General features: G+C 42.4%; 26 protein-coding genes. All 26 read right to left on the bottom strand.

All coding sequences use genetic code 11. The features are described 5' to 3' along the window. Positions 1-283: 283 nt before the first annotated feature. The 26 genes from rpsI to rpsQ all read right to left on the bottom strand — a co-directional run bounded on the left by rpsI (position 284) and on the right by rpsQ (position 14,819). On the bottom strand, positions 284-676 hold the full coding sequence (rpsI, locus tag NPA43_RS00910; RefSeq protein ID WP_034283876.1) for a 30S ribosomal protein S9: 393 nt from the start codon (positions 674-676) through the stop codon (positions 284-286). A 20-nt stretch (positions 677-696) separates the two neighbouring features. Further along, positions 697-1,134 carry a 50S ribosomal protein L13 gene (rplM, locus tag NPA43_RS00905; protein ID WP_099728181.1) on the bottom strand — a complete coding sequence of 146 codons (438 nt, stop codon included), beginning with the start codon at positions 1,132-1,134 and terminating at the stop codon, positions 697-699. A gap of 163 nt (positions 1,135-1,297) precedes the next feature. Continuing rightward, entirely contained in the window at positions 1,298-2,041 is a 744-nt protein-coding gene (gene truA, locus NPA43_RS00900) for a tRNA pseudouridine(38-40) synthase TruA (protein ID WP_256499219.1), read from the bottom strand. 11 nt (positions 2,042-2,052) lie between these two features. After that, positions 2,053-2,850 carry an energy-coupling factor transporter transmembrane component T family protein gene (locus NPA43_RS00895; RefSeq protein ID WP_099728183.1) on the bottom strand — a complete coding sequence of 266 codons (798 nt, stop codon included), beginning with the start codon at positions 2,848-2,850 and terminating at the stop codon, positions 2,053-2,055. Continuing rightward, entirely contained in the window at positions 2,847-3,716 is an 870-nt protein-coding gene (locus tag NPA43_RS00890) for an energy-coupling factor ABC transporter ATP-binding protein (RefSeq protein ID WP_256499218.1), read from the bottom strand. Before NPA43_RS00890 ends, NPA43_RS00895 begins: the two co-directional genes overlap by 4 nt. Continuing rightward, complete coding sequence (locus NPA43_RS00885; protein ID WP_256499217.1) at positions 3,692-4,534, bottom strand: energy-coupling factor ABC transporter ATP-binding protein; 843 nt, start codon at positions 4,532-4,534, stop codon at positions 3,692-3,694. The genes NPA43_RS00890 and NPA43_RS00885 overlap by 25 nt, the downstream gene beginning before the upstream one ends. A 124-nt stretch (positions 4,535-4,658) precedes the next feature. Then, the gene (gene rplQ, locus NPA43_RS00880; RefSeq protein ID WP_003216944.1) at positions 4,659-5,021 is read right to left on the bottom strand and encodes a 50S ribosomal protein L17; all 363 of its coding nucleotides are present in this window, start codon (positions 5,019-5,021) and stop codon (positions 4,659-4,661) included. A gap of 75 nt (positions 5,022-5,096) precedes the next feature. Continuing rightward, complete coding sequence (locus tag NPA43_RS00875) at positions 5,097-6,041, bottom strand: DNA-directed RNA polymerase subunit alpha (RefSeq protein WP_034323191.1); 945 nt, start codon at positions 6,039-6,041, stop codon at positions 5,097-5,099. A 175-nt stretch (positions 6,042-6,216) separates the two neighbouring features. Then, the gene (gene rpsK / locus NPA43_RS00870) at positions 6,217-6,612 is read right to left on the bottom strand and encodes a 30S ribosomal protein S11 (protein WP_008356548.1); all 396 of its coding nucleotides are present in this window, start codon (positions 6,610-6,612) and stop codon (positions 6,217-6,219) included. Positions 6,613-6,632: 20 nt separating this feature from the next. After that, on the bottom strand, positions 6,633-6,998 hold the full coding sequence (gene rpsM / locus NPA43_RS00865; protein WP_003217023.1) for a 30S ribosomal protein S13: 366 nt from the start codon (positions 6,996-6,998) through the stop codon (positions 6,633-6,635). 21 nt (positions 6,999-7,019) lie between these two features. Continuing rightward, positions 7,020-7,133, bottom strand: a complete 114-nt coding sequence (rpmJ, locus tag NPA43_RS00860; protein WP_003156543.1) for a 50S ribosomal protein L36 — start codon at positions 7,131-7,133, stop codon at positions 7,020-7,022. Positions 7,134-7,164: 31 nt separating this feature from the next. After that, positions 7,165-7,383: a translation initiation factor IF-1 gene (gene infA, locus NPA43_RS00855; RefSeq protein WP_003178377.1), complete on the bottom strand. Its 219-nt coding sequence runs from the start codon at positions 7,381-7,383 to the stop codon at positions 7,165-7,167. A 313-nt stretch (positions 7,384-7,696) separates the two neighbouring features. Further along, positions 7,697-8,443 carry a type I methionyl aminopeptidase gene (gene map, locus NPA43_RS00845; protein WP_007496338.1) on the bottom strand — a complete coding sequence of 249 codons (747 nt, stop codon included), beginning with the start codon at positions 8,441-8,443 and terminating at the stop codon, positions 7,697-7,699. Continuing rightward, positions 8,440-9,093, bottom strand: coding sequence for an adenylate kinase (locus NPA43_RS00840; RefSeq protein WP_099728185.1), 654 nt, complete (start codon positions 9,091-9,093; stop codon positions 8,440-8,442). Before NPA43_RS00840 ends, map begins: the two co-directional genes overlap by 4 nt. 55 nt (positions 9,094-9,148) lie before the next feature. Next, positions 9,149-10,441: a preprotein translocase subunit SecY gene (gene secY, locus NPA43_RS00835; RefSeq protein WP_034323198.1), complete on the bottom strand. Its 1,293-nt coding sequence runs from the start codon at positions 10,439-10,441 to the stop codon at positions 9,149-9,151. Between the two features lies 1 nt (position 10,442). Then, entirely contained in the window at positions 10,443-10,883 is a 441-nt protein-coding gene (gene rplO / locus NPA43_RS00830; RefSeq protein WP_034323201.1) for a 50S ribosomal protein L15, read from the bottom strand. 30 nt (positions 10,884-10,913) lie between these two features. Further along, positions 10,914-11,096, bottom strand: a complete 183-nt coding sequence (rpmD, locus tag NPA43_RS00825) for a 50S ribosomal protein L30 (RefSeq protein WP_003217067.1) — start codon at positions 11,094-11,096, stop codon at positions 10,914-10,916. Positions 11,097-11,109: 13 nt separating this feature from the next. Beyond that, positions 11,110-11,610 (bottom strand): 30S ribosomal protein S5, encoded by a 501-nt coding sequence (gene rpsE / locus NPA43_RS00820; RefSeq protein ID WP_007496332.1) that lies wholly within the window; start codon positions 11,608-11,610, stop codon positions 11,110-11,112. A gap of 24 nt (positions 11,611-11,634) precedes the next feature. Further along, positions 11,635-11,997 (bottom strand): 50S ribosomal protein L18, encoded by a 363-nt coding sequence (gene rplR / locus NPA43_RS00815; RefSeq protein WP_099728186.1) that lies wholly within the window; start codon positions 11,995-11,997, stop codon positions 11,635-11,637. A 32-nt stretch (positions 11,998-12,029) separates the two neighbouring features. Next, entirely contained in the window at positions 12,030-12,566 is a 537-nt protein-coding gene (gene rplF, locus NPA43_RS00810; protein ID WP_099728187.1) for a 50S ribosomal protein L6, read from the bottom strand. A 31-nt stretch (positions 12,567-12,597) separates the two neighbouring features. Next, complete coding sequence (rpsH, locus tag NPA43_RS00805) at positions 12,598-12,996, bottom strand: 30S ribosomal protein S8 (protein ID WP_003217040.1); 399 nt, start codon at positions 12,994-12,996, stop codon at positions 12,598-12,600. 31 nt (positions 12,997-13,027) lie between these two features. After that, a complete protein-coding gene (gene rpsN / locus NPA43_RS00800; protein ID WP_008356542.1) occupies positions 13,028-13,213 on the bottom strand; it encodes a 30S ribosomal protein S14 in 186 nt (61 codons plus the stop codon). Positions 13,214-13,235: 22 nt separating this feature from the next. Further along, positions 13,236-13,775, bottom strand: coding sequence for a 50S ribosomal protein L5 (gene rplE / locus NPA43_RS00795; protein ID WP_099728188.1), 540 nt, complete (start codon positions 13,773-13,775; stop codon positions 13,236-13,238). Between the two features lie 25 nt (positions 13,776-13,800). Continuing rightward, positions 13,801-14,112, bottom strand: coding sequence for a 50S ribosomal protein L24 (gene rplX / locus NPA43_RS00790; RefSeq protein WP_034323211.1), 312 nt, complete (start codon positions 14,110-14,112; stop codon positions 13,801-13,803). A gap of 35 nt (positions 14,113-14,147) precedes the next feature. Then, positions 14,148-14,516 carry a 50S ribosomal protein L14 gene (rplN, locus tag NPA43_RS00785; RefSeq protein ID WP_003216882.1) on the bottom strand — a complete coding sequence of 123 codons (369 nt, stop codon included), beginning with the start codon at positions 14,514-14,516 and terminating at the stop codon, positions 14,148-14,150. Between the two features lie 39 nt (positions 14,517-14,555). Then, entirely contained in the window at positions 14,556-14,819 is a 264-nt protein-coding gene (gene rpsQ / locus NPA43_RS00780) for a 30S ribosomal protein S17 (protein WP_003216906.1), read from the bottom strand. Positions 14,820-14,825 lie beyond the last annotated feature (6 nt).

The following is a 14,825-nucleotide window of genomic DNA, read 5'->3' as shown; positions in this document are numbered from 1 at the left end:
AAAAATCGTTTTTCGTGATTGAAAATTAAAGAAAATAGATAGGGCTAAAAATTTCTAGAATGCTTATCACCAAAAGGAGAGAGCGATTACAATTTAAAGTTTTGAACAGAAAACTTTCCATGACCTAATATAAATATTGTATATGTATCTAAGTGGATGAGACAAAAAATATCAATCACATAAAAAATCACAAATCAAAAAGCACCAGCAAGATGCTGATGCTTTTGTTATATGGTTTGTCTGTAACAAACCTTTGTAAAACGTCCATACAATATAAAATTGATTAACGTTTCGAGAACTGAGGAGCTCTACGTGCGCCTTTAAGACCGTATTTCTTACGCTCTTTCATACGAGGGTCACGAGTAAGAAGTCCAGCACGTTTAAGTGGTGTACGGTACTCAGGATCTACTTCTAGAAGAGCACGAGAGATACCGTGACGAATTGCTCCAGCTTGACCAGAGAATCCACCACCGTGAACATTTACAAGAACATCGTAGCTGTTAGCTGTTTCTGTGATGTTCAAAGGCTGTTTCACGTCTTCGATTAAAGCAGCGAATGGAATGTATTCAGTAATTTCACGATTATTAACGACGATACGGCCTTCACCTGGAACTAAGCGAACGCGCGCTACAGAACTTTTACGACGACCTGTACCGTAATATTGAACCTGTGCCAAATTGTTAACCTCCCTTATAATTAACCGCGAAGTTCGTAAACTTCAGGTTGTTGTGCTTGATGTGGATGCTCTGCACCACGGTACACATTTAATTTTTTGAACATTTGACGACCTAGTGGACCCTTTGGAAGCATACCTTTGATAGCAAGCTCCAACATTTTTTCAGGGTAGTTTGTACGCATCTCAAGAGCAGTTCTTTGTTTCAAACCACCTGGGTGCATCGTGTGACGGTAGTAAATTTTGTCCGTCAATTTCTTACCTGTTAATTCGATTTTCTCAGCGTTGATGATGATGACGTGATCACCTGTATCAACGTGTGGTGTATAAGTTGGTTTGTGCTTACCGCGCAAAAGTGATGCTACTTCAGTAGAAAGACGACCTAGAGTCTTGCCTGCCGCATCAACAACTAGCCATTTGCGCTCAATTGTGCTTGCGTTCGCCATTGGTGTTGTACGCATGAGTTTCCCTCCTAAATAAATCAATGATTTTTCCTTGAATCAAATGCTACGTTCTATTTCAAAACACAATAAGTTTCCGGGGCTTATTTGTGGGGTTGAAATACATACCATATGATATCTTATAACTTTCTGCTTCCTGTGTCAAGAACATGTTACACCTGGTTTAGTTGTCATAGAAAACTTCCCATAAATACAGTCCGTGACTAGGGGCAGTCTTGCCTGCCGCTTCGCGATTTCGGGCGGCAAGCATGGCTTTGATCTCCTCAGGGTGAAATTTACCAGATCCGATTTCAAGTAACGTTCCAGCGATAATTCGCACCATGTTGTATAAAAAGCCATTTCCTCTCACACGCATTTCAAGCCCGTCTGAGACGTTTTCCCACTCGAGGGTGTAAATATCCCTCACCTTGTCCTGAACCTCCGTATTGGCCGCACAAAAGCTTGTGAAGTCATGTGTGCCAATCAAGTGTCCAGCAGCTTCTTTCATTTTTTCAACATCCAGCTGGTAAGGATAGTGACACGCGTATTGTCTCGTGAACACATTTTGATGCGTTTCCGTTGAGACCTTATAACGGTACTCCTTCGAAACGACACTAAATCTTGCATGAAACGACTCATCCACTTTCTCAGCCTTTAGAACACGGATATCATCAGGCAGCAAGCTGTTGAGGGCAAAAGGCCATCTCTCCATCGGGATCGAGAGCGGGGTGTCGAAGTGGATGACCTGCCCCATGGCATGGACACCGCTGTCTGTACGACCGGAAGCCACAATCGGAATCAATTCCTCCTGTTTATGCATTCTTGCAAGAGCTGACTCAATCTCCGTCTGAACAGTTCGCTGCCCAGGCTGCACCTGATAGCCTTTAAAATGTGTTCCATCGTATGATACGGTACATTTTACCTTCATCTAGGAATCACCTAATTTCTCAAAAGTACAAGAAGTGCCGTTAACAAGATGAATAGAAGCATCGTAAACGTGTCTTTCATGCCCCAGACAAGCTGGCGGTATTTCGTGCGCCCTTCTCCCCCGCGGTAGCCTCTCGCTTCCATAGCGGTCGCCAATTCCTCCGCACGCTTAAACGCACTGACGAAAAGCGGGACAAGCAAAGGAACGATCGCTTTCAAACGATCCTTTAGAGGTCCGCTTGTAAAATCAACACCTCTTGCCATTTGTGCTTTCATGATTTTGTCTGTCTCTTCTAGTAAAGTCGGAATAAATCGAAGAGAGATGGACATCATGAGGGCAAGTTCATGAACAGGCAGTTTGATTTTACGGAACGGATGCAGCAGCTTCTCCATACCGTCCGTCACTTCTATTGGCGTTGTGGTTAACGTAAGAAGTGTCGTCATCATAATAAGATACACAAAACGCAGTGAAATGAAGATCCCCTGCTTTAAACCCTCTTCATAAATATTCAGAAAACCAAAGTGAAATAGCAAGGCGCCATCCTTTGTCATGAAAATATGCAGAATAAAGGTAAACAGGACAATCCATAGGATCGGCTTCATTCCCTTGAGAATAAAGTAAAGCGGCACCTGTGAAACCATCACCACAAGGATCGTAAAAACACCTAAAAGCCCGTAAGTGATGTAGTTATTAGCAAAAAAGACAATAAAAACGAAAAAGAAAATTGATAACAGCTTTGTCCTTGGATCAAGACGATGGACAAAGGATGAACCTGGCACATATTTGCCGATAATCATACTATCCATCATGATGTCGTGTCCTCCTGATAAAAAGCTGTTAAGGCTTCTGTCATTTCATCCATGGTCAGAAGCGGCCTTGGAAACGTGATGCCCAGCTTTTCTTCTACAGCCTGCTGGAATTTAATCGTTTCTGGGAGATCGAGACCAAAAGAAGACATGTCTGTACGATTGGCAAACAATTCTCTCGGCGTACCTGTCGCCTTCACTGTTCCTTTATGCATCACAATCATTTGATCCGCATAATGGGCTGCATCCTCCATACTGTGTGTAACCAAAATCGTGGTGAGGTTTGCTTTCTGATGAAGCTCATAAAACATGTCCATGATTTCTTTGCGCCCGCGTGGATCTAACCCTGCAGTCGGCTCATCAAGTACAAGCACTTCTGGCTCCATCGCTAGAACACCCGCAATCGCCACACGTCTCATTTGACCGCCGCTTAATTCAAAGGGTGATCGAGATAATAAGGATTCAGAAAGGCCTACAAGCTTCAGCATCTCCTTCGCCTTCGCTTCTGCCTTCTCCTGAGGAACGCCGAAATTCATTGGACCAAAGCAGATATCCTTAAGGATGGTCTCCTCAAAGAGCTGATGCTCAGGAAACTGGAACACGATGCCTACTTTTTTCCGGAGGGATTTCAAATCCTTCTGCTTTTTGTTGGCTTGTAAGACTGTATCTCCAAGTGCAATGCTTCCTTTTGTCGGTTTGAGTAATCCATTTAAGTGCTGCAGCAATGTGGATTTGCCAGAGCCCGTATGACCAATGACAGCGACATAGCTGCCTTCTTTGATGGTAGCATTGACATCATACAAAGCGAGACGCTCAAACGGCGTTTTCATTTGATAACGATGCTCTAATTCTTTGATCGTAATGTCCATAGCTCTTTCACCAATCCTTCTTGTGTCAAATGGGCATTTGCAAGCGGCACACCTTGCTGCTTCAATTGCTTGCTTAACCGGTAGGAAAATGGAAGATCAAGTCCAATTTGAACCAGCTGTTCATCTAGTTCAAATACTTCTTCTGGTGTTCCCTCGGCAAATTTCTTCCCACCATTCAGCACAATGACGCGATCTGCCTTCGCAGCCTCGTCTAAATCATGTGTGATGGAAATGACTGTGACCGTTCCTTGTTCCTTCAGCAGTCTAACAGTCTCTAACACTTCTTCCCGGCCAATCGGATCAAGCATTGATGTTGCTTCATCCAAGATCATGATGTCAGGGCTTGCGGCAAGCACACCTGCAATGGCGACTCTCTGCTTTTGCCCGCCTGATAGATGGTGCGGCTCTTGATCAAGAAACTCCAGCATATTGACCTGTTTGACAGCCCAATCTACACGTTCTATCATCAATTCCCGCTCAACCCCATTATTTTCTAAACCAAAAGCCACATCATCACGAACCGTCGAGCCAACGAATTGGTTATCTGGGTTTTGAAAGACCATTCCGACCTTTTTGCGAATATCCCAAACACTCTCTTCTTTTAGCTCAATCTCACCAACTTTGACCGTTCCAGCATCCGGTAAAATGAGCCCATTCAGCACACGGGCAAGTGTGGATTTACCTGAACCGTTATGACCAACAATGGCGAGCCATTCATTTTGATTCACATGCAATGACACTTGATCTAAAGCGGGCTTGTCCGCATCTTTGTGATAACGAAATACAATGTCCTTTACGTCAATTAATGTCTTCCCCATCTCTACCGGACCTCCTCTCAGCTCAACCTCTTCTTTGCTTATTGCTAAAAAGCCGTAGTATCTAAAAAAGGGCATAGATCCAGTTATGAACTGTCCCGCCCTTTCTTAGATACACGCTATATGATTAAACTAATTCAATGACAGCCATTGGTGCGCCATCGCCGCGACGAGGTCCAAGCTTCATGATACGAGTGTATCCACCTTGGCGATCTTCGTAGCGAGTTGCAACGTCAGCGAACAATTTTTGAAGTGCATCTTGGTTTGTTTCAGCGTTAGCTACTTCGTTACGAATGTAAGCTGCAGCTTGACGGCGAGCATGAAGATCTCCGCGTTTGCCAAGAGTGATCATTTTTTCAACTACAGAGCGAAGTTCTTTCGCACGTGTTTCAGTTGTTTCGATGCGTTCGTTGATGATCAAATCAGTCGTTAGGTCACGAAGCATTGCTTTACGTTGTGCACTAGTGCGTCCTAGCTTTCTGTATGCCATGTGATGTCCCCTCCTTAATTAGAGATGCTGTATGAATAAAAAACACACGAAAATCCTAGTTCACAATGAAACTAGTCAATCGTCTTTACGAAGACCCAGTCCAAGTTCTTCTAGTTTCGCTTTCACTTCTTCAAGAGATTTACGTCCAAGGTTACGAACTTTCATCATATCCTCTTCTGTCTTGTTAGCAAGCTCTTGAACAGTGTTAATACCCGCACGCTTCAAACAGTTGTAAGAACGAACAGAAAGATCAAGCTCTTCAATTGTCATTTCAAGCACTTTTTCTTTTTGGTCTTCTTCTTTCTCAACCATAATTTCTGCATGCTGAGCTTCGTCAGTTAACCCAACGAAAATATTAAGGTGTTCAGTTAAAATCTTAGAACCTAGAGCGATCGCTTCTTTCGGTCCCGTGCTTCCATCAGTCCATACATCTAGTGTTAGTTTATCATAGTTTGTGATTTGCCCAACACGGGTGTTCTCCACTTGATAAGTCACACGAGATACAGGTGTATAGATTGAGTCGATCGGAATCACACCGATTGGCTGATCGTCTCTTTTGTTTGTATCAGCAGGACTATACCCGCGACCTCTTTGTGCAGTTAAGCGAACACGGAAGCTCGCATTCTTGCCAAGAGTTGCGATGTGAAGATCTGGATTTAAGATTTCAATATCGCTGTCGTGTGTAATATCAGCAGCTGTTACAGTACCTTCATCTTGTACATCAATTTCAAGCGTCTTCTCTTCTTCAGAGTAGATTTTGAGTGCAAGCTTTTTAATGTTTAAGATAATCGTTGTAACATCTTCAACCACGCCTTCGATCGTTGAGAATTCGTGTAAGACACCATCTATCTGGATCGATGTTACAGCTGCACCAGGAAGTGAGGATAAAAGGATACGACGAAGGGAGTTCCCTAAAGTGGTACCATATCCACGCTCAAGTGGCTCTACGACAAACTTGCCATACTTGGCATCGTCGCTGATTTCAACCGTTTCGATTTTTGGTTTTTCAATTTCGATCATCTAATAAAACCCTCCTTCAAAACGTCGAAACCTCGAATAGAATCATATGAGATTCCATCCGAAATTCCTCATTGTTTAGTCCCGTATGTGCTCAGGCAACGAGTCGTGTATTCGTCTCATAAATAACTGTATCATAACCCATTATTGACAGGGACACAAAATCTATACAAACAAATTACACGCGGCGACGTTTTGGTGGACGGCATCCGTTATGAGGAACTGGAGTTACGTCTCTGATTGCAGTAACTTCAAGACCTGCAGCTTGAAGCGCACGAATTGCAGCTTCACGACCAGAACCAGGACCTTTAACAGTTACTTCAAGTGTTTTAAGACCATGTTCGATAGAACCTTTAGCAGCAGTTTCAGCAGCCATTTGTGCAGCGAAAGGAGTAGATTTACGAGAACCTCTGAATCCTAATGCACCAGCACTTGACCAAGAAATTGCGTTTCCATGAACATCAGTAATCGTTACAATCGTGTTGTTGAAAGTGGAACGGATATGAGCGATTCCAGCTTCAATATTCTTTTTCACGCGACGTTTACGCGTATTTGATTTACGAGCAGCAGCCATTCTTTAACTACCTCCTTTACTTATTTTTTCTTGTTAGCTACAGTACGACGCGGACCTTTACGAGTGCGCGCGTTGTTTTTTGTGTTTTGTCCACGAACAGGAAGTCCTCTGCGATGACGGATTCCGCGGTAGCTTCCGATTTCAATTAGACGCTTAATGTTAAGTGAAACTTCACGACGAAGGTCACCTTCTACTTTAAGTTTGTCAATGATATCACGGATTTTACCAAGTTCGTCTTCAGTTAGATCGCGAACGCGAGTGTCTTCAGAAACACCTGCTTCTTTAAGGACTTGTTGAGCAGTCGTACGACCAATTCCAAAAACATATGTTAAAGAAATGACAACACGCTTATCACGTGGAATATCTACACCAGCAATACGAGCCATGATTTGGGCACCTCCTTGTTATTAGCCTTGTTTTTGTTTATGTTTTGGGTTTTCACAGATCACCATTACTTTTCCTTTTCTGCGAATCACTTTACATTTTTCACAGATAGGTTTAACAGATGGTCTCACTTTCATGTGTTTCCAACCTCCTTCTTCCGGAGTTGCTTTATTTGTAACGGTACGTAATTCTACCACGAGTTAAGTCATATGGAGATAATTCTACCGTAACTTTGTCTCCAGGTAAAATGCGAATGAAGTGCATACGGATTTTTCCTGATACATGAGCCAAAACTGTATGACCATTCTCTAGTTCAACTTTGAACATTGCATTTGGCAAAGTTTCAACTACAGTACCTTCCACTTCAATTACATCGTCTTTCGCCATTCAAGTGTTCTCCCTTCTTCAAATCAGTAACTTGCTCTCTGATAAATGTCCAAATGAGATCAACTCAATTGTCCATCTATCACCCGACCTGTTTTGAATATACTGTTCTGAACTTCCGGAGATACGCAATCATAAAAGGTTAAATGATTGATATTTTTTTCTTAGGAGAATGAAATTTACGCTTTTTCTCCGTCTGCGATTAGTACATGGCAGCCATCGAACCTGTCGATGACAACTGTATACTGATCTTGTTCTTTCCTTGGACTATACAGACAACCTGCCCGATTTGGGCCTGAAAGGCTTCAGTGAAGACCTAAATCTTAGTCAGTATATCAAAACCTGTATCTGTAATCGCAATCGTATGCTCAAAGTGAGCACACTTTTTCCCATCAACCGTTACAACCGTCCAGTTATCAGCCAGTGTTTTCACATATCGGCTGCCTGCGTTCACCATCGGTTCGATGGCCAACACCATTCCAGGTTTTAGCCGTGGGCCTTTGTTGGGCGGACCATAATGAGGAATTTGAGGGTCCTCATGAAGATCCTGTCCGACCCCATGTCCAACATATTCTCTAACAACTGAGAAATTCTCACCTTCAACATACGTTTGTATGGCATGGGAAATGTTCGACAGACGTTCACCTGGCTTTGCTTCCTGTAAGCCTTTATATAGAGATTCCTCTGTGACTTCCAGTAGTTTGCGGTCTTCATCACTGATTACCCCAACTGGATAAGTCCAAGCAGAGTCACCATGATAGCCATTTAACTTTGCGCCGATATCGATACTAATGATGTCTCCATCACGTAAAACCCGTTTACCAGGAATACCGTGAACGAGTTCTTCATTCACCGAAACGCAAATGCTCCCGCGAAAACCATTATACCCTTTAAAAGATGGGATTGCACCCTGCTTTGTAATAAAACGTTCGGCAATTTGATCCAATTCTTTTGTCGAAATACCTGGTTTTATGTGTTTCTTCAGCTCTTCATGAGTCAGTGCGACAATGCGTCCAGCTTCTCTCATAATCTCAAGCTCGCGAGGAGTTTTACAGATAATCATTTATTTAATCCCCCAAGCAGTTCCTTGATATCTGCGTATACATCGTTAATGTGCTTCGCACCATCAATGTTTACAAGATATCCTTTTTCTGAATAGAAGTTCAGTAAAGGTTCAGTCTGCTTTAAGTTTACTTCAAGTCTAGTCGAAACGGTTTCTGCATTATCATCTGCACGTTGATAAAGCTCGCCTCCACACTTGTCGCAAACATTTTCTTTCGCAGGCGGATTGAATACTAAATGATATGTTGCTCCGCAATTTTTGCAAATTCTTCGGCCAGTCAGACGCTCCATCAAAGCATCTTTATCGACTTTTATATTAATGACATAATCAATCGTTCTGCCAAGGTCCTTTAGAATTTCTTCTAAAGCTTCAGCCTGAGCGACTGTTCGCGGAAATCCGTCCAGAAGAAAACCTTGCTCACAATCATTCTTGCCAAGTCTTTCTCTAACAATACCGATTGTGACCTCATCAGGAACAAGCTCTCCTTTATCGATAAAGGATTTTGCTTCGAGCCCAAGTTGTGTCTCCTCTTTCATAGCAGCGCGGAACATATCTCCTGTTGAGATATGAGGGATCCCATAATCATCAACAATTCGTTCTGCCTGAGTGCCTTTACCAGCACCCGGAAGCCCCATTAAGACTAAGTTCATTTCGGATTTCCCCTTCCTTACTTAGAGAGGTTGGGCAGGAGCCCAGCCCTCTGTTTTATTTCATAAATCCACGGTAGTTTCGTTTCACTAATTGGCTTTCAAGCTGTTTCATTGTTTCAAGTGCAACACCGACAACAATGAGAAGACTTGTGCCGCCAATTTGTGCAGCGGAAGGTAATCCAGCGAATTGAATGAAAAAGATAGGAAGTATTGAAATCACGGCTAAGAAAATGGCGCCCACAAACGTGAGTCGGTACAAAATACTCGTAATTCTATCTTGAGTCATTTTCCCTGGACGAACTCCCGGGATATAGCCACCCTGCTTTTGCAGATTTTCAGCCATTTGTTCAGGATTTACTTGGACAAAGGCATAAAAATATGTGAAAGCAACAATCAGTGCTACATAAATCGTCATACCGATTGGCTTAGTATAGTCAAAGTTGTTGGTTATCCAAGTTGTGACATTATTAGTTCCGAAGAACGATGCGACCGTCTGCGGAGTAATAATGAACGAAACGGCAAAGATGACTGGAATCACCCCTGCTGGATTCACTTTCAATGGAAGATGCGTTGCTTGACTAGCAGACATTTGTGCACGGCCAGTTCCTTTTGAATATTGAATTGCAATCTTTCTCACTGCCATTTGAATGTAAATAACACCTATAACAATGATAAGAATGGCAATCACAATAAGGGCAATTTTAAGGATTTGCATGAACAGCTGTCCATCTCCACCTACAAACTGCTGAGCGTACACTTGTTTTAATGTTTGAGGGATACCTGCGATGATACCGGAAAAGATAATAATCGATATACCGTTACCAACACCGTGAGCAGTAATCTGCTCACCCAGCCACATTAAAAATGCTGTTCCCGCAGTGAGTACGACCGCAATTAAGAGATACGTTGACACACCAGGGTTTTCAATCAGCATGCCTCCTGCCATATTGTTGAATCCATATGACATTCCTAACGCCTGGATAAATCCTAGAACAATTGTAAAATACCTTGTGAATTGTGCTAATTTTCGGCGGCCAACCTCTCCTTGCTTTGACCACTCAGTAAACTTCGGAACAACATCCATCTGCAAGAGCTGGATGATGATCGAAGCAGTGATATACGGCATAATCCCCATTGCAAGAATGGAGAATTGGAAAAGTGCCCCGCCCCCAAATGTATTGAGGATCCCGAAAACACTCATTTGATCCTGTGCCTGGAGAACTTCGGCGTTCACATTAGGCACAGGGATGAAAGCACCTATACGAAAGACGACTAACATTAAAAGTGTGAATATAATCTTATTCCGTATATCTTTCACGCGCATAAAATTGGAGATTGTCTTAAACAAGTTAGATCACCTCGGCTGTACCGCCAGCAGCTTCAATAGCTTCTTTCGCAGAAGCAGAGAATTTATTGGCTTTTACAGTTAATTTTTTTTCTAATTTACCGTTGCCAAGAATTTTTACTCCTGCTTTTAACTTGCTTAATGCACCAGTCTCTAGAAGAAGTTCAGGAGTGACTTCCGTTCCTTCGTCAAAACTGTTTAATCTGTCTAAGTTGATTACCGCGTAATCTTTACGGTTGATGTTTGTAAAACCACGTTTTGGAAGGCGTTGGAATAAAGGCATTTGTCCACCTTCGAATCCAGGGCGTACACCGCCGCCAGAACGAGCGTTTTGACCTTTATGACCTTTACCAGAAGTTTTACCGTTACCTGATCCAATACCACGACCAACACGGTTGCGTACTTTACGTGAACCTTCTGAAGGCTTCAATTCATGAAGTTTCATTTGGGCACCTCCTTATCGATTAAAAATGTTTTATTGTTCTTTAACAGAAACTAAATGAGACACCTTGTTAATCATGCCGCGGATCGCTGCATTGTCTTCATGTACGACTGTTTGGTTTGTTTTCTTTAGACCAAGAGTACGAACAGTGACACGCTGATCTTCAGGGCGACCGATTACACTGCGTTTGAGGGTAATTTCTAATTTATTTGCCATTATTGTTCCCTCCTTATCCTAACAGGTCTTCTACAGATTTTCCACGAAGCTTCGCTACATCTTCAGCACGTTTAAGTTCACTTAAACCTTGAAGTGTTGCGCGGATCATGTTGATCGGTGTATTAGAACCTAGAGATTTAGAAAGGATATCAGCTAGACCAGCAAGCTCAAGTACCGCACGCACTGGGCCTCCAGCGATAACTCCTGTACCTTCTGAAGCAGGCTTCAATAGAACGTTTCCTGCACCGAATCGACCGATGATTTCATGTGGAATTGTAGTTCCAACCATTGGTACTTCAATTAAATTCTTTTTCGCATCTTCAACAGCTTTGCGGATTGCTTCTGGTACTTCTTGCGCTTTACCAGTACCGAAACCAACATGACCGTTTTTGTCACCGACAACAACTAAAGCTGCAAAACGGAAACGACGTCCACCTTTAACAACTTTCGCTACGCGGTTAACCGTAACTAAGCGTTCTTCTAACTCTAATTTGCTTGGGTCAATACGACTCATTCGGATGTGTCCCTCCTTCTTTTATTAAAATTTAAGTCCAGCCTCACGAGCAGCTTCAGCTAGAGCTTTTACACGTCCATGATATAAGTATCCTCCGCGGTCAAATACCACGTTAGAGATTCCTTTTTCAACAGCACGTTTTGCAACAACTTCGCCAACTTTAATAGCAGCTGCAGTGTCAGAACTATTCTCGACCTTTAACTCTTTATCAAGAGTAGAAGCACTTACAAGTGTTACACCGTTAACATCATCAATTACTTGAGCGTAGATATTCTTGTTAGAACGGAAAACGTTAAGGCGAGGTCTTTCAGCAGTACCTGAAAGTTTCGCACGAACACGAGCATGTCTTTTAAGACGAGTAGCGTTTTTGCTAGTTTTCGTAATCATCCGAGTCACTCCTTTCTTCACTTTAAGCGATCTTACTTACCAGTTTTTCCTTCTTTACGGCGAACGAATTCACCTTCGTAACGAATTCCTTTACCTTTGTAAGGCTCTGGAGAACGGACAGCGCGGATGTTAGAAGCAAGAGCTCCTACACGCTCTTTATCGATACCTTTAACGATTACTTTCGTTTGAGATGGAACTTCGACTTCAACTCCAGCCTCAGGAACGATTTCAACTGGATGAGAGTATCCAACGTTAAGAACAAGTTTGTTTCCAGATTTAGCTGCACGGTAACCGACACCGATAAGTTCTAAACCTCTTTCGAAACCTTTAGATACACCTTCAACCATGTTTGCAAGCAAGCTACGTGTTGTACCATGTAATGCACGGTGTTCTTTATGTTCAGACGGACGGCTTACAGTTAAGACGTTGTCCTCAATTTTAATTTCCATATCAGGGTGAAACGTACGAGTTAGTTCACCTTTTGGTCCCTTTACTGTCACTGTGTTATCGTTGTTTGTCACAGTTACTCCTGAAGGGATCTCAAGTAGTTTTTTACCTATGCGAGACATACCAAGCACCTCCATTCATCTTAAGCTTTTTTTACCATACGTAAGCAAGTACTTCTCCACCAGCTTGTTTAGCACGGGCTTCTTTGTCCGATAAAACACCTTGTGATGTAGAAATAATTGCGATTCCAAGTCCGTTAAGTACACGTGGTACTTCATTTGATTTCGCATATACGCGTAAACCAGGTTTACTGATTCTTTTTAGACCAGTGATAACACGCTCGTTGTTTTGACCGTATTTAAGGAACATACGGATAATTCCTTGTTTGCTGTCTTCAACGTATTCAACGTCACGGATAAAACCTTCACGCTTTAAGATTTCAGCAATTTCTCTTTTGATTTTTGAAGCCGGTACTTCTAGCTTCTCATGACGTACCATGTTCGCATTGCGAATACGAGTCAGCAAATCTGCAATCGGATCTGTCATAACCATTATTTAATAACCTCCTTCCCATTTATGGGGATTACCAGCTGGCTTTTTTAACGCCAGGAATTTGTCCTTTATATGCAAGTTCGCGGAAACAAATACGGCAAAGTTTAAACTTACGAATAACTGAATGTGGACGTCCACAACGTTCGCAGCGCGTATACTCTTGAACTTTAAACTTTTGTTTGCGTTGTTGCTTCGCAATCATAGACTTTTTAGCCACGATTTCGCCTCCCTTTCATTGATTATTTCTGGAACGGCATACCTACTTGAGTTAATAACTCACGTGCTTCTTCGTCCGTATTGGCAGTAGTAACGATAACGATATCCATACCGCGGACCTTTGATACTTTATCGTAATCAATTTCTGGGAAGATTAACTGTTCTTTAATACCAAGCGTGTAGTTTCCACGTCCGTCGAAAGATTTCTTAGAAATCCCACGGAAGTCACGTACACGTGGTAAAGATACAGAAATAAGTTTATCAAGGAAATCATACATGCGCTCTCCGCGAAGTGTTACTTTCGCACCGATTGGCATTCCTTCACGTAGACGGAATCCAGCAATAGACTTCTTCGCACGAGTAACGACAGGTTTTTGACCAGCGATAAACGTTAATTCTTCAACAGCAGTATCGATTGCTTTAGCGTTTTGAACTGCGTCACCAACACCCATGTTGATCACGATTTTTTCGATTTTTGGCACTTGCATTACTGAAGTGTATTCAAACTTAGAAACTAATGCAGGTGTAATTTCTTTTACATACTTTTCTTTAAGGCGGTTCATGAGAAAGACCTCCCTTCCTTATTTACTATTTATCTAGAACTTGCCCAGATTTTTTCGCTACACGGACTTTCTTTCCGTCCTCAACTTTATACCCAACACGTGTCACTTCACCCGTTTTAGGATCAAGCGGCATTACGTTTGATACGTGAATCGACGCTTCCTGTTCAGAAATTCCGCCTTGAGGGTTAGCTTGGGTTGGTTTAGAGTGTTTTTTCACAAGGTTAATACCTTCTACTAAAACACGGTCACTCTTAGGGAAAGCAGCAAGGATGACTCCTTGTTTACCTTTATCTTTACCAGAGATAACCACTACTTTATCGCCCTTTTTAACATGCATTTAATCGCACCTCCTTGAGTCGGGGATTGTATTCATTAAAGTACTTCTGGTGCTAGAGAAACAATTTTCATATAGTTATTTTCACGAAGTTCACGTGCTACTGGTCCGAAGATACGAGTTCCACGCGGGCTCTTGTCGTCACGGATGATGACACATGCATTTTCATCAAAACTGATGTAAGATCCATCGTTTCTGCGAGCTCCGCTCTTTGTACGAACGATAACTGCTTTCACAACTTCACCTTTTTTGACAACGCCTCCTGGTGTTGCTTGTTTAACCGTACAAACAATGACATCACCGATGTTAGCCGTCTTACGTCCAGAGCCACCAAGAACTTTAATCGTTAGTACTTCGCGTGCGCCAGAGTTGTCAGCTACTTTTAAACGAGTCTCCTGTTGAATCATTAATGTTACCTCCCTTCGGAAAAAGAAATCCGAACTTTATTAGATAATAACAGCTTCTTCGACAACTTCAACTAGACGAAAGCGTTTAGTCGCAGATAAAGGACGAGTTTCCATGACCTTTACGATGTCTCCGATTTTTGCTTGGTTGTTTTCATCATGTGCTTTGAACTTTTTAGAGTATCTTACACGTTTGCCATAAAGTGAATGCTTTTTGTATGTTTCAACAACAACAGTGATGGTTTTATCCATTTTGTCAGAAACAACACGACCTTGATACACTTTACGTTGGTTACGTTCGCTCATGTTTGC

This window comes from Bacillus pumilus (assembly GCF_024498355.1).
Lineage (GTDB): Bacteria > Bacillota > Bacilli > Bacillales > Bacillaceae > Bacillus > Bacillus pumilus_P.
This window is presented reverse-complemented; position numbering and strand designations above follow the sequence as displayed.

What these genes read in the sequence shown, in the direction of transcription:
- rplM (WP_099728181.1), bottom strand. Translation starts at nt 1,134, where the DNA reads ATGCGTACAACACCAATGGCGAACGCAAGCACAATTGAGCGCAAATGG.
- truA (WP_256499219.1), bottom strand. Translation starts at nt 2,041, where the DNA reads ATGAAGGTAAAATGTACCGTATCATACGATGGAACACATTTTAAAGGC.
- NPA43_RS00895 (WP_099728183.1), bottom strand. Translation starts at nt 2,850, where the DNA reads ATGATGGATAGTATGATTATCGGCAAATATGTGCCAGGTTCATCCTTT.
- NPA43_RS00890 (WP_256499218.1), bottom strand. Translation starts at nt 3,716, where the DNA reads ATGGACATTACGATCAAAGAATTAGAGCATCGTTATCAAATGAAAACG.
- NPA43_RS00885 (WP_256499217.1), bottom strand. Translation starts at nt 4,534, where the DNA reads ATGGGGAAGACATTAATTGACGTAAAGGACATTGTATTTCGTTATCAC.
- rplQ (WP_003216944.1), bottom strand. Translation starts at nt 5,021, where the DNA reads ATGGCATACAGAAAGCTAGGACGCACTAGTGCACAACGTAAAGCAATG.
- NPA43_RS00875 (WP_034323191.1), bottom strand. Translation starts at nt 6,041, where the DNA reads ATGATCGAAATTGAAAAACCAAAAATCGAAACGGTTGAAATCAGCGAC.
- rpsK (WP_008356548.1), bottom strand. Translation starts at nt 6,612, where the DNA reads ATGGCTGCTGCTCGTAAATCAAATACGCGTAAACGTCGCGTGAAAAAG.
- rpsM (WP_003217023.1), bottom strand. Translation starts at nt 6,998, where the DNA reads ATGGCTCGTATTGCTGGTGTAGATATTCCACGTGATAAGCGTGTTGTC.
- rpmJ (WP_003156543.1), bottom strand. Translation starts at nt 7,133, where the DNA reads ATGAAAGTGAGACCATCTGTTAAACCTATCTGTGAAAAATGTAAAGTG.
- infA (WP_003178377.1), bottom strand. Translation starts at nt 7,383, where the DNA reads ATGGCGAAAGACGATGTAATTGAAGTGGAAGGTACTGTAGTTGAAACT.
- map (WP_007496338.1), bottom strand. Translation starts at nt 8,443, where the DNA reads ATGATTATCTGTAAAACTCCTCGCGAGCTTGAGATTATGAGAGAAGCT.
- NPA43_RS00840 (WP_099728185.1), bottom strand. Translation starts at nt 9,093, where the DNA reads ATGAACTTAGTCTTAATGGGGCTTCCGGGTGCTGGTAAAGGCACTCAG.
- rplO (WP_034323201.1), bottom strand. Translation starts at nt 10,883, where the DNA reads ATGAAACTTCATGAATTGAAGCCTTCAGAAGGTTCACGTAAAGTACGC.
- rpmD (WP_003217067.1), bottom strand. Translation starts at nt 11,096, where the DNA reads ATGGCAAATAAATTAGAAATTACCCTCAAACGCAGTGTAATCGGTCGC.
- rpsE (WP_007496332.1), bottom strand. Translation starts at nt 11,610, where the DNA reads ATGAGTCGTATTGACCCAAGCAAATTAGAGTTAGAAGAACGCTTAGTT.
- rplR (WP_099728186.1), bottom strand. Translation starts at nt 11,997, where the DNA reads ATGATTACGAAAACTAGCAAAAACGCTACTCGTCTTAAAAGACATGCT.
- rplF (WP_099728187.1), bottom strand. Translation starts at nt 12,566, where the DNA reads ATGTCTCGCATAGGTAAAAAACTACTTGAGATCCCTTCAGGAGTAACT.
- rpsH (WP_003217040.1), bottom strand. Translation starts at nt 12,996, where the DNA reads ATGGTTATGACAGATCCGATTGCAGATTTGCTGACTCGTATTCGCAAT.
- rplE (WP_099728188.1), bottom strand. Translation starts at nt 13,775, where the DNA reads ATGAACCGCCTTAAAGAAAAGTATGTAAAAGAAATTACACCTGCATTA.
- rplX (WP_034323211.1), bottom strand. Translation starts at nt 14,112, where the DNA reads ATGCATGTTAAAAAGGGCGATAAAGTAGTGGTTATCTCTGGTAAAGAT.
- rplN (WP_003216882.1), bottom strand. Translation starts at nt 14,516, where the DNA reads ATGATTCAACAGGAGACTCGTTTAAAAGTAGCTGACAACTCTGGCGCA.
- rpsQ (WP_003216906.1), bottom strand. Translation starts at nt 14,819, where the DNA reads ATGAGCGAACGTAACCAACGTAAAGTGTATCAAGGTCGTGTTGTTTCT.